General features: G+C 58.8%; 11 protein-coding genes and 1 pseudogene. 5 read left to right on the top strand and 7 right to left on the bottom strand.

The features are described 5' to 3' along the window. Positions 1 to 35: 35 nt before the first annotated feature. The 7 genes and pseudogenes from I6F38_RS36530 to I6F38_RS36500 all read right to left on the bottom strand — a co-directional run bounded on the left by I6F38_RS36530 (position 36) and on the right by I6F38_RS36500 (position 6,798). Entirely contained in the window at positions 36 to 827 is a 792-nt protein-coding gene (locus I6F38_RS36530) for an ABC transporter permease (protein ID WP_016842047.1), read from the bottom strand. A 3-nt stretch (positions 828 to 830) separates the two neighbouring features. Beyond that, on the bottom strand, positions 831 to 1,751 hold the full coding sequence (gene nodI / locus I6F38_RS36525; protein WP_225163813.1) for a nodulation factor ABC transporter ATP-binding protein NodI: 921 nt from the start codon (positions 1,749 to 1,751) through the stop codon (positions 831 to 833). Position 1,752: 1 nt separating this feature from the next. After that, a complete protein-coding gene (gene nodU / locus I6F38_RS36520) occupies positions 1,753 to 3,462 on the bottom strand; it encodes a nodulation protein NodU (RefSeq protein ID WP_225163812.1) in 1,710 nt (569 codons plus the stop codon). A gap of 14 nt (positions 3,463 to 3,476) precedes the next feature. Next, positions 3,477 to 4,117, bottom strand: a pseudogene (nodS, locus tag I6F38_RS36515) (nodulation methyltransferase NodS). A gap of 1 nt (position 4,118) precedes the next feature. Continuing rightward, a complete protein-coding gene (gene nodC, locus I6F38_RS36510; protein ID WP_225163811.1) occupies positions 4,119 to 5,492 on the bottom strand; it encodes a chitooligosaccharide synthase NodC in 1,374 nt (457 codons plus the stop codon). Positions 5,493 to 5,509: 17 nt separating this feature from the next. Further along, complete coding sequence (nodB, locus tag I6F38_RS36505; RefSeq protein WP_016848466.1) at positions 5,510 to 6,169, bottom strand: chitooligosaccharide deacetylase NodB; 660 nt, start codon at positions 6,167 to 6,169, stop codon at positions 5,510 to 5,512. Further along, positions 6,166 to 6,798 carry a NodA family N-acyltransferase gene (locus I6F38_RS36500; protein WP_026192374.1) on the bottom strand — a complete coding sequence of 211 codons (633 nt, stop codon included), beginning with the start codon at positions 6,796 to 6,798 and terminating at the stop codon, positions 6,166 to 6,168. The genes nodB and I6F38_RS36500 overlap by 4 nt, the downstream gene beginning before the upstream one ends. A gap of 850 nt (positions 6,799 to 7,648) precedes the next feature. Between I6F38_RS36500 and nodD1 the strand changes: the two genes are divergently transcribed. The 5 genes from nodD1 to I6F38_RS36475 form a co-directional block, all read left to right on the top strand. Continuing rightward, positions 7,649 to 8,593, top strand: a complete 945-nt coding sequence (gene nodD1, locus I6F38_RS36495) for a transcriptional regulator NodD1 (protein ID WP_016848464.1) — start codon at positions 7,649 to 7,651, stop codon at positions 8,591 to 8,593. Between the two features lie 640 nt (positions 8,594 to 9,233). Then, positions 9,234 to 10,229, top strand: coding sequence for a transcriptional regulator NodD2 (gene nodD2, locus I6F38_RS36490; RefSeq protein ID WP_225163810.1), 996 nt, complete (start codon positions 9,234 to 9,236; stop codon positions 10,227 to 10,229). 262 nt (positions 10,230 to 10,491) lie between these two features. Continuing rightward, a complete protein-coding gene (locus tag I6F38_RS36485; RefSeq protein WP_016845824.1) occupies positions 10,492 to 10,887 on the top strand; it encodes a transposase in 396 nt (131 codons plus the stop codon). Continuing rightward, a complete protein-coding gene (gene tnpB / locus I6F38_RS36480; RefSeq protein ID WP_028344503.1) occupies positions 10,884 to 11,231 on the top strand; it encodes an IS66 family insertion sequence element accessory protein TnpB in 348 nt (115 codons plus the stop codon). The genes I6F38_RS36485 and tnpB overlap by 4 nt, the downstream gene beginning before the upstream one ends. Positions 11,232 to 11,301: 70 nt before the next feature. Next, the coding region (locus tag I6F38_RS36475; protein WP_225163809.1) for a transposase at positions 11,302 to 12,070 on the top strand (769 nt) is incomplete at its 3' end.

Below are 12,070 nucleotides of genomic sequence, written 5' to 3'. Positions count from 1 at the left end.
GCTACCTCAACCAAGACAGCGCATCGCGAATTCCGTCAACGCAGCAGACGGCGCCGAAACAATACCGTCGACACAAAGAAAGGTAATACCGCGTACATGCAGAGCGCACCGACATGGAAGGCAGCCCCGCCGCTGGCCGCACGGTCCAGCATCGCCGGGCGGATGAGATCGACCGAATGCGCCAGCGGCAACAAGCCGGCGATGTGCTGAAAGGAGCTCGGCAGTTGGCTCATCGGAAAGACTGCGCCACACAGAAACACCATGGGTGTCAGGATTAGCGTCTGGTAAAACACGAAGTAGTCGTAGCTCGGCGCAAGAGATATGACGACCATCGCCAAACTTGCAAAGACAAGGCCGGTCAAGGCCACCGTCGGCATCGCATACAAAATGGACGCCCAGGACGCATAACCCAGCGTCGCAGCGACAATTCCGATTGCGGTTCCGGCCAGAACGGACTTACTGGCTGCCCACACCAATTCGCCCAGAACGACGTCGCCAAGCGTGAGTTGTGTGGACAGGATTGCTTCCCAGGTACGCTTGGCATCCATCCGAGCAAAGGTTGCATACATGGTTTCAAAGGTCGCGGACGTCATGGCGCTGGTCGCGACCATGCCTGCTGCCAGGAACGAGATGTAGGAGGTCCCTTCAACACGACCCACGATTAGCCCGAGCCCAAAGCCAAGGCCAAACAGGTTGGTTATGGGATCTGCGAGGTTGCCGAGAACCGATGCAAGCGCGACTTTCCTCCATGCCAGGAAGTTTCGACGCCATACTGCAATCCAGTTGTACGCATTAGCGGGCATTAGCGCCGCATAGCTTTCACCCATCCCTCACTTCTCCATCTCGCGTCCGGTCAGCCGCAAGAACACGTCTTCGAGATTCGGCGGCCGCTGCAGAATGCGAAGGCCCGCTCGGCCGCGCAGTTGAACACGTACCTGCTCCGGATACGGCGCATAGCAAAACAGCGTCTCTCCACTCACTTCGATATTCCGAGTATAAGGCTTGAGCCATTCACCGAGCTCATGTGGATCACCGCCATAGATCTCGATCACGTCGCATCCGATATGCTCGTCGATCAAGGCGTTCGGCTTTCCTTCGGCTATCTTGCGTCCACTCTCGAGCACGCAAAGCCGATCGCATAGGCGTTCGGCTTCTTCCATGAAGTGGGTGGTGAGCAGGATTGTCTTGCCACGCGCAAGCAGAACGCGCAGACGCTCCCATATCAGGTGCCGCGCGTGCGGATCGAGGCCGGTCGTGGGCTCGTCCATCACCAGCAGATGCGGATCATTGATCAGGGCCCGCGCCAGTGTCAGCCGACGCTTCATGCCGCCCGACAGATGCGCGACGCGGACGTTCGCCTTGCTTTCCAGCCGTGCAAACTCGAGCAACGAGGGTACGATCGTCTCAACCTTGCGAGCACTCAAGCCGAAATAACGGCCAAATACCAGCAGGTTTTCGCGTACGGTGAATTCGAGCTCGAGGTTATCGAACTGCGGCACAACGCCAACGCGCATACGTGCTACACGCGCGCGCGCAGGCACAGGCTCGTTGAGGATTGTAATCTTGCCCGCATCCGGCGAGATCATCCCGAGCAGCATACGCGCAATCGTGCTCTTGCCGGCTCCATTTGGCCCGAGCAGACCAAAGCATTCTCCGCGCGCAACCGAGAACGACAGCTCATCGACGATGATTTTGTCGCCAAATGATTTTCTGACGCCGGCAAGGTCGATTGCTGCGGTGGACATGTTCATCTTAGGCTGACAAAAGTCGTTCAGCCGAAGTTGGCTTGCTTACGACGGTTTTGGTCCAGAGCAGGCCGTCGCACCACACATGCTCTACGCGCCCCCACTGGCAGGCGGCGGCCACGTCCGGGAAGAATCCTCGTCCATGGAGGTTGGCACTCGTATTGCAGAGCAGCGGAATGCCGGTGAGCTGTTCGAACTCGACGAGCAGCTCGGCGATTTTGTGTGGAGAGTTGCGGGCGACTGTCTGCAACCGCGCGGAGCCGTCCAGATGGACGATAGCGGGGACCTTATCGCGCCACTCCTCCCGGGTCTGGTGATCGAACAGCATATAAGGATCTGGCGTCCCGGGACTGAAGATCTCCGGCGCCCGATCCTCCAGGCAAATCGGCGCTACTGGCCGGAAATGCTCGCGGCGCTTGATGTCGTTGAGGTGATCTTTCATTGCCGGCAAGGTCGCTGCTGCAAGAATGCTTCTGCCACCCAACGCCCGTGGCCCAAGCTCGGCGCGTCCCGATAGGAAGATTACGGGTTTGTTGTCAGCAAGAATGGCCGCAAGCTCGCGGAGAGTGCATGGTGCAGGCTCCCATTCTGACGGACTTTCGCTGGCCTGCAGCGCCGGACCGCTATAGACTGACCATTCTAGTGGCCCGAACCCCTTTTGTGCCGCCATCGCGCTGCAAGCGGCGCCAATTGCCGAGCCGCTGTCATTTGGAAACGGCGGCACCCAGACCTCATCGAACAGTCCCGTCGCCCGAAGCGCACTGTTCCACTTGATATTGAGCCCGCACCCCCCGGCTACACATAGGTTTCTCGCGCCCGGAAGCGACGAGTGTCGCAGCAAAACCATCGCAATTTCCCGGACAAGTAGACGTTCCAGGAACACATGAAACGACGCAAGGACGTCTTCGGCTCGCTTGTCCGTCAAGCGCAGCGCGCTCGCCTCAAAAAAGTCGTGTACAGCGGCAAGCGATGCCTCAGCATTGTTGATGTCGGCGCGGTAGCGACGGGCCTGCTCCGTATCCGCAGCGAAGCGCTTTTCGTAAAGCTCCTGAAACACAGCCACGATGGTTTCGTCGACAGAGCCAAGCGCAATATAAGCCATCAGCTTGCCGGCGATGCCCAAGTCCCAATTGGTGCGATTCGGCTGCCTGTAAGGGCCAAAATGAAGGCCCGCGGCAGCATAGCAATGACCGATCATTGGAAACAGACTGGCAATGAGTCGGGCGCCTCGAGGTTCGACATAGTAGAGACGTGGAAAGATGCAGCCATCCCATACCAGACAGAACGCGGGTTTTCCGGCGCTGGCAAACGGGCTGGTGCTGTATGCCGAGGCGACGTGGCCGGTGACGTGCGGGTAACTCTTATAGGGAAACACCTTGCCGCCAAGGATCAGGCCATAGCCATCGACGGAATCTAGAAGGCCCTCGGCATGGCGCTCGACATATGGCGCCCCCTTCAACGCGATTGGAACCGCCCCACTGAGAACCTGGAACTGCGACTCGATCTCTCCATCCCAGCCGTCAATGACGAACTGATCAATATCTCGTGGATCCAGGCCATGCTCAGCCAACGCGAGCACGACTGCATCGAGGTTATCGACAGATTGATACCGTGGATTGTTGCCGCGCTTCTCTTGTTCGGTGCAAAAGACAAGCTGTCCGTCCTCGACGACAGCGATTGCCCCATCATGTGTTAACTTGATGCCACAGATGCGCATACGACCCCCTGGCCCTAATGACCGTAATTTGGTTGTTCTGACGAGTTAATCGGCTTCCGGAACAGCACGAGCAAACAGTCTTCATTGACCGACTCAGTATGGCAATGAAGACGCTCGATCTCGGATAGGTTCTTATTGAAGAGAGAAATCACTGTTTCCGCACCGGCAGCGTGCCCCAGCGTCGACACGGAGCATCACGCGCGGACCCGAACACCAGAGCGCCATTTGGTGCAAGCATACCGACCAGATTGAGGATGGCTGTGTGCATCTCGGCGATGTCCTTGAGGTAGTAAAGAACCTCGGCCACGACGATTAGATCGAACTGCTCAGCCGTCGAGAACTGCTGAATGTCGCATGTTATCCATGTGATATGTGACCACCTCTTGGTCCGCTGGCGCGCACGCTCGATCGCCTGAGGCATGACATCGACCACGGTGAGGCTTTGGCAGTGCGGCGCCAGCATTTCGGTGAACGCACCGGCTGCACATCCGACCTCGAGGGCATGCACAACATCACCGTTGCAACGCGACATCCGCAGCATCTGCGCGTATCGCTCCCGCTCGAACGAATTGCTGTCGAGCCGCCATGGATCATCGACAGCCAATTCGCGCTCCAATAGCTGATAGTTCTTGTCCGATGTCACGGGGGCATCCAACCTATTTGTAGGCGCTCGATCGCTCGGGACCGCAAACACTCTCGGTCGCCGCCACGCTCGATGCACGGTGCGAAAGCCCGGGCTTACAAATTGCGGCAGAGCTCACACCACTTCTCGCGGAGCTTATTCCGGTGGCCGCATGCGGAATGACAGCTTTATTCTCTCCGTCGCTTGTCACCATGACTTTACGCGACAGCCAATCGCTATTGCTCAATGTACAAAGCGCGTAGGCTTTCATCGGCAGCAAGAGAAAGATATTGATGGGTGTGTGAAGCGAGAAGCCGAGAAACCGCATATCGCGAGCACGGAACGCTGCCACACTGCACCGGACCATCGTCATGGCCGCAATCGTCAGCACCGTCCACCAGGCCACTGACCCGCCGATGACGAACTGCGCGAGCGCAGCCAGTGATGAGAGGGCGAGAAGCAAGGGGCCGAGATTTTGTCCGACAACGTCGAGCGTCAGATAGCGATCCAACTCGGGCAGCAAGCGCAACGCAAGAAATGTGTCTCGAAAGGTACTGCGCGCCCAGCGTAGTTGCTGTCGCAGATATGGTCCAAGGCTGTCCGGCACCACTGTTGCTGCGATCGCGTCGGGGACATACTCGGTTCGAAACCCCGCCTTGAGCATGAGGATCGTTAGATGACGATCCTCGCCGAAATCACTTGGCTTTCCACGAAAAAATTGCGTTTCGTATTGATCAAGCAGCAAGGCGAGCGCAGAGCGACGATACATGGCACACGGCCCGCAGCAGCACATCACGGCGCCGAAGCGTGCCTGCGCCGCGCGCTCTTCGTTGCAAGCCAACCAGTATTCCATATCGATCAGCTTGGTCAGCCAGGTCTCGTTGCGATTGCTCGCTATCAACTGCCCCATGGCCGCGCCGACGTCGGGGTCCTGCATCTTCGATACAAGCTTCGTGACCACGTCGACGGCAAGGATCGTATCCGAGTCGACGTTCAGGACCAGATCGCCGGAAGAGCTGCGTATCGCAGCAATCTGCGCCTTGCGCTTTCCGACGTTCTTGGCCATCAAGATGATGCGAAACCTCGGATCGCTCGCATAGATTTTGTGTACGGGTCCCAACAGATCGCGATTTGCGGATCCATCGTCGACCACAATGACTCTCAGTTTTCCGGCGTAGTCTTGACTTGCAATCGACGCGAGGCATTCGGAGAGTGTGTTTGGGTCCTCATTGAAACAGGGCACGATTACATCCACGCTGGGCAGAACCACCCCGGCTTGCTCGAGATCGTTCTGCAGCGATGAGGGATTGGTCGGCTGAGCGTAAAGCGCCTGCGCGCTCTTGTAGATGGTCGAGAGCAGCGCATAAGACGAAACGGCGACAGCGCTGGTTGTAGCGAGCAGATCCATGGGGTGCCAGTTTTTGTTCAGTGAAGTTGAGGAAGCGGATGGATTTCGAACCCGCGCAGTTGCAGTGCCGGAATCAGATATGCCAGCGCCCTCACCGTCTGTTCACGCGAGGTGCTGTCGATGCACGACGCCTCCTCGCCGGGCGGATATCCGTCGTGCAGGAGCACAATTGCTCCCGGGCGAACAGCCGCCAGCACTGACTTCACGATGCTATCAACCCCAGGACGCGACCAATCTCTCGGATCGACCGACCAGTGCACAGCAGCGAGGCCAGCCTTGGCCGACGTAGCAAGCACGTCTTCGGTCCATATGCCGTAGGGTGCCCGCATGTGCCGGGGCAACGCTTGTGGGCATGCCAATCGGATTGCCCTGCTCGCCGTTAGCACCTCATCATGTATCTCCGCTGCTTCGCATCTGGACAGATCGGGATGCGTCATCGTGTGGTTCGCAACCTCGTGCCCCTCGGCGATCATTCGTCGAATGAGTTCAGGTTGGTCGGCCGCGTACGTGCCGATAACGAAGAAAGTCGCGGGCACCCGATGTTGCGTCAGGACATCGAGGACGAGCGGCGTGCAAAATGGATTGGGCCCATCATCGAAGGTCAAGTAGACCGAACGACTTCCGCTAACGTCGCCGTAGTTGCACCGCACCGCAGATAGGGGGATGAGTTCATTCACAGCTCGGGCCCGTTCCGATCGATAATTGTTCCCGCCGGCCACTCGCCCATTGAGCGTCCAACTGGGAACACCACCACGAGCACGTCTTCGATGCGGATCGGCGACAAATTGGGGTAGACATCTGCCTGGGTGGAGCGGACGCGAATGCCTGGCATGAGGGTTGCCAACCCTCGCCTTCCGACCAGTCTGGTCAGATGCTTCTCAAGTGCGGGCCGGACCGTACCAAAGCCGAACGGCACCCCAAGCTCCTGCAGCGCAGGATACATCACGCGCATTGAGTGGCTAATTCCAAGCCCCTCAAGATCTGGACGGACGGCATACAATCCCAGTTCGGCCACGAGAAGATCAACGCCGCCAATCTTGATGAAGCGGCGCAGTAAGCCAATATGAGCAGCGACGCCGTGCGCGTCGTAACCGATTACGCGCATTTCAGGTCTTGCGCCGGCCCAACTTCGAATACCCTCGAATGGCTGTGCATTGAATGCACCAGTCGGCCCATAGCTCTTACGAAAGAAATCGGCGAGCTCGGCATGATCGGCGAGCTGCAGCTCGCTTTCCCAGCGAAGGCTCCACTGGACCTGAGTGCGCGCGGAAGGCTCTTCCGCAGACGGCGACACGGCAATATTCATGGCGGACTTCCCTGCGCCAGTAGGGATGAGAGCGGATATAGTCACGTAAGACACTCGCTATTCGCCGAACCGCTGATCAATCTGGAATGTGTTGGCATGCGGCATCCGCGCTCGACTATTCTCGCCAGGTCGCCCGAGAGTTGACTGAATCGGAGTGGCGCCATCGTTGGCGGCGAGACGATGGCGCGGCTCGCACGTGTCGTTCCAGCAATGCCATGGTCGACATATGCCCGGACATCCCAATGAGGCGATCGGGTTGTGCAGACTCCATCTGCATCCTGGGAGAGTTCCGTCGCGCCCAAGATCGCGATCGGCATTACCCTCTCTGAGGGCTGCCCATCCTTGCGTGAAAGCTCATCGAGGACACACGCGGCGGGCACTAGATCAACTTCGGTCTTATGCATCTTCGACTCGCCTTGTATTGCGATGGACAGGCGCGCCATTTGGCCAGTCGCCGGAAGTATTCGGCATCTGCGATCTGCGCAGGCTGCTTGGTCGCGACACTAAGGTGAGGCTGAGCACGCCCTCAAGTGTACGCGGGTAAACCGCCGATATGGAAAGGGATGGAACGCGCATACGAAGGTTTATCGAGGCCTGCCTAGCGTCGCATCGCGTGAGAGTCGCACCTATAACAGGCGCAACGCGCGTGCGGCAGAGATAGCCACTTCGCACACGGATTCGGCAGATCCTCGCACGTCCAGGATTTCTTTTCGGAGCCCGCGTACGACCAATAGCCATCGTGGCATACCTAATTCATTTTCCAAACTGATGTTTGCTATCCAACAATCCGCAGTTTGGTAAAATCGATTGTTTCGATAGAACACATCCACACGATGGATAGACTCACGACATGCGGTTCAAGGGACTTGATCTAAACCTTCTCGTTGCGCTCGATGCTCTAATGACGGAGCGCAACCTCACAGCGGCGGCGCGCCAAATTAACCTGAGTCAGCCCGCCATGAGCGCTGCGATCGCGCGGCTGCGCAGCTACTTTCGCGATGAATTGTTTACGATGAGAGGTCGCGAGCTCGTCCCGACACCCGGCGCGGAGGCGCTTGCGGGTCCGGTTCGCGAGGCCCTGCTGCACATCCAACTCTCGATCATTTCTCGGGATGCGTTCGACCCGACCCTGTCGAGCCGACGCTTCAGGGTCATTCTCTCCGATTTCATGACAATCGTGTTTTTTCGGAGAATTGTTGATCGTATCGCACAGGAGGCGCCTGCGGTGCGCTTCGAATTGCTGCCATTTTCCGATGAACCCGGTGAGCTGCTTCGCCGCGGCGAAGTGGATTTTCTCATTTTGCCGGAATTGTTCATGTCGAGCGCGCATCCTAAGGCGACGCTATTCGATGAGACCCTCGTATGCGTGGGATGCCGCACGAACAAGCAGCTATTGCGACCACTTACATTCGAGAAATACAATTCAATGGGGCACGTCACCGCCAAGTTCGGACGGGCGCTGAGGCCCAACCTCGAGGAGTGGTTCTTGCTCGAGCACGGCTTGAAAAGGCGCATCGAGGTCGTTGTGCAGGGCTTTAGCCTGATTCCGCCCATATTGTTCGACACGGGCCGCATAGGAACAATGCCCTTACGCCTAGCCAGACACTTCGAAAAGTGGATGCCCCTGCGGATCGTCGAGCCACCACTCCCACTGCCCACTTTTACCGAGGCCGTGCAGTGGCCTGCGTTCCACAATACCGATCCGGCGAGCATTTGGATGCGGCGGATATTGTTGGAGGAGGCGTCCAACATGGGATCTGCAGATCGGAAACTACCAACGCGCAGGCGCTGCTAGGTCCACCACAAGCTGCTCCGGCAGATGCAAATATCCCACTCATCATTCGACGTGTCTGCCTTGTCATTTTAGCTTCCCGGACGGCCATGCTGCAAAACGCACGCGCGAGCCGGCCCGGGATTGTGAACGATTGCCGGCCCGTGCGCCTAACGATCCCGCAAACCGTGTAGTGCGCCTGTACTGCACGCGAGGTCCGACGCCATCGCGGAAGGACGCGAGCTTTCGAGTACGATGGTATTTGGCGAAGCGAATTAAATCGCTTGAACCTGACACTGCGTCAGGTTGTAATTTGCCTCCTGACCAATGCTGCGCAGGCGGACGTCAACGGGTCACATCGCGTGAACTCCTGGCTATAGCAGGATAGGCACTAAGGCTGGTTTGCCAATGGCGGCTCGACTAAGTCGAGTTGCGAGAGTGCCGGGAATCGACGAGATCGATCAGGTTGGCGCTCCCGACGGCTCGAGCCGCAGGTCGTCGTCCCCGAGTGCACTGCGTGCCATTCTGCGATGCTCCGCGAGCTTCTTCGCAATCGCACGAGAGGAACTGAGTTGATTCGCGCGAGCCAATGACACCGCTTCAGATGCAGCCGTTGTCGCTCATGGTATGCACTGTAAAAGACGAGCGCGTCGGATAATGAGATATGCGTTTCAACGGCCTTGATCTGAATCTTCTCGTCGCCCTTGACGCCCTAATGACTGAGCGCAGCCTTACCGCAGCTGCACGCAAGATTAACCTCAGTCAGCCGGCCATGAGCGCAGCCGTTGCCCGGCTGCGTTCCTATTTCCGTGATGAGCTGTTTGCGATGAGAGGCCGGAAACTTGTCCCGACGTCACGCGCGGAGGGGCTGGCGGCACCCGTTCGTGAGGCTCTGATGCACATCGAGCTCTCCATTATCGCGCGCGACGCATTCGACCCGGCGCAATCGAATCGGCGGTTCAGGATCGGCCTTTGCGATTTTATAACGATCGTATTCTTCCGACATGTCGCCGAGCGTGTCGCGCGCGAAGCTCCTGCCGTCAGCTTCGAACTGGTAGCGCTCGCCGATGAGCACGATGAACTTCTCCGGCGCGGCGAGCTTGATTTCATTATCCTCCCGGAACCATTCATGTCCAGCGCGCACCCGCGGATAGCCCTGTTCGAGGAAAGGCTCGTGTGTGTAGGCTGCGGCACGAACGGCGAGCTACGGCGACGGCTTACATTTGATCGATACATGACGATGGGCCATGTTGCGGTTAAGCTCGGAGTTGCGCGCATGCCTCCCATCGAGGAGTCGTTTCTACTTGATCGCGGCCTGAACCGACGCATCGACATCCTCGTGCACAGCTACGGCATGATCCCGCCCATGCTGATGGGCACGAGCCGGATAGGAACCATGCCTTTAAGGCTCGTTAAGCATTTCGAAACAACGATGCCCCTTCGGATCGCCGAGCTTCCGCGGCCGTTCCCAACATTTACCGAAGCGGTCCAATGGCCTGTCCTTCAGAACAGCGATCCGGAAAGCATCTGGATGCGAGAGATATTGTTGCAGGAGGCGGCTCGCATGACCTCTGCGAGTGATGATTGCTCCATGAGCTACGCTTCGGAGCAAGCGGACACTGAAGGACGCCTGACGAGCGTTGCCTCGCGACTATCGTGACTCCTCTCAAGGACGTGCACGCCTCCTATATCCCGCTGCATGTCTCTACAGCCACACTTTAGACTTCTCCTGCTCTAACTCACGTCCAGCGTCTTCGCTGCCGACGGCTATCATGACGTTGCCGCGGGATTTGCAAATTGGCATGCCGCCCGACGTCAGGTGGCAGTTCAAGTCACCTATTGAGTTGTTTCAGAGTACGCATCCGACGGGCGCCGTCTTGCGTGACGCGAGGTAATTCGCGAAGCTTTAAGGTCATCAGGCGATGCGGGTCGAGGTTTTGGGCGGGCTGGAGCGGCGGCGGCGCTGGTCGCAGGACGACAAGGCGCGGATTGTCGAGGAGACGTTGGTGCCGGGCGCGAAGGTGACTGAGGTTGCGCGCCGCAATGGAGTCGCAGCCAGCTTGGTGTTTACCTGGCGTCGACAAGCACGGACATCAGAGCAGGTTGTACCATCTTTTGCGCCGGTGCAGATCGTCGCTACGGAGGTGGAGGAAGCTCCGAAGCTTTTGCCTGCGGGTGACGGCCGGGTGCGCTCCGTAGCGTCCGCGCGTACTGGATTGATCGAGATCGATCTTGGCAACCGGCGACGCATCCGGGTGGATGCGCACGTCGACCCGGAGGCGCTGGCGCGGGTCCTCGAGGTGCTTGAGCGCCGATGATCGCCATACCGGGTAATGTGCGGGTGTGGCTTGCGACCGGCCATACCGATATGCGCCGAGGCTTCCCGAGCCTTGCGCGTCTGGTTCAGGAGAGCTTGAAGCGGGATCCGCACGCTGGTGATCTTTACGTTTTTAGGGGCCGCCGCGGCGACCTGATCAAGATCATTTGGCATGATGGCCAGGGCGCATGTCTGTTCACGAAGCGGTTGGAGCGCGGCCGCTTTTTGTGGCCATCGCTGGCGGACGGCGTTGTGACGATCAGCGTTGCGCAACTATCCTATCTCCTGTCCGGAATTGACTGGCGGATGCCGCAGGCAACCTGGCGACCGCAGGCTTCCGGTTAAGCTGTGGCTTATTGACTCACGAGGGAGATCGGTCGCGAATTTTGGCGGCGAATATGATTGAGTTGCCCTCGTGACAACGCCTTCCGATCCGCTTCCCGCCGACCTTGCCGCTGCGCACGCAATGATCCTTGCGCAGCGCGAACAACTGGCGCTGGCGAAGAGCGAAGTGACCGTCGGTCGACTGGAAATCGAGCGGCTGAAGCTGATGCTGGCCAAGGCACGGCGCGAACAGTTCGGGCAATCCTCCGAACGCGGCAAGCTGCTGGTCGAACAGCTCGAGCTTGCCATCGAGGATCTCGAAGAGACGCAGGCCGAACAGGAAACCAAGGCCGAACTCGCCGCGCCAGGGGCCGCCAAGGAGAAGCGCGCGCAAAATCCACGGCCGCCGCGACGCCCGTTGCCGGACAATCTGCCGGTCGAGCGCGTCGTCGAACCCGCGCCTTGCGCATGTGGTAAGTGCGGCAGCGAGCGGCTGCATAAGCTCGGCGAGGTGGTCTCGAAGACCCTGGAATGCGAGCCGCGGCGCTGGAAGATTATCGAGCATGTCCGCGAAAAGTTCTCCTGCCGAGATTGCGAGGCGATCACAGAGGCGCCGGCGCCCTCCCATCCGATCCCGCGAGGCTTTGCCGGGCCGAACCTGCTGGCGATGGTGCTGGTCAACAAGTTCCTGCTGCATCAGCCGTTGAACCGGCAGAGCAAGACCTATGCCCGCGAAGGGATCGAGATAGATGTCTCGACCCTGGCGGATCGGGTCGGCGCCTGCGTGGTGGCGCTCGATCCCATTATTGAGGCGATCCGGATCCATATCATGAGCGCGGAACGCATCCACGCGGACGATA

Source organism: Bradyrhizobium sp. BRP56, assembly GCF_020194035.1.
Lineage (GTDB): Bacteria > Pseudomonadota > Alphaproteobacteria > Rhizobiales > Xanthobacteraceae > Bradyrhizobium > Bradyrhizobium australafricanum.
The sequence above is the reverse complement of the archived record's forward strand: the minus strand, read 5'-3'. Positions and strand labels throughout refer to the sequence as shown.

Excerpts from the sequence above, each read along its gene's own strand:
- I6F38_RS36500 (WP_026192374.1), bottom strand. The coding sequence starts at position 6,798 with ATGAATATTGCCGTGTCGCCGTCTGCGGAAGAGCCTTCCGCGCGCACT.
- I6F38_RS36485 (WP_016845824.1), top strand. The coding sequence starts at position 10,492 with ATGCGGGTCGAGGTTTTGGGCGGGCTGGAGCGGCGGCGGCGCTGGTCG.
- tnpB (WP_028344503.1), top strand. The coding sequence starts at position 10,884 with ATGATCGCCATACCGGGTAATGTGCGGGTGTGGCTTGCGACCGGCCAT.
- nodI (WP_225163813.1), bottom strand. The coding sequence starts at position 1,751 with ATGAACATGTCCACCGCAGCAATCGACCTTGCCGGCGTCAGAAAATCA.
- nodD1 (WP_016848464.1), top strand. The coding sequence starts at position 7,649 with ATGCGGTTCAAGGGACTTGATCTAAACCTTCTCGTTGCGCTCGATGCT.
- nodD2 (WP_225163810.1), top strand. The coding sequence starts at position 9,234 with ATGCGTTTCAACGGCCTTGATCTGAATCTTCTCGTCGCCCTTGACGCC.
- I6F38_RS36530 (WP_016842047.1), bottom strand. The coding sequence starts at position 827 with ATGGGTGAAAGCTATGCGGCGCTAATGCCCGCTAATGCGTACAACTGG.
- nodU (WP_225163812.1), bottom strand. The coding sequence starts at position 3,462 with ATGCGCATCTGTGGCATCAAGTTAACACATGATGGGGCAATCGCTGTC.
- nodC (WP_225163811.1), bottom strand. The coding sequence starts at position 5,492 with ATGGATCTGCTCGCTACAACCAGCGCTGTCGCCGTTTCGTCTTATGCG.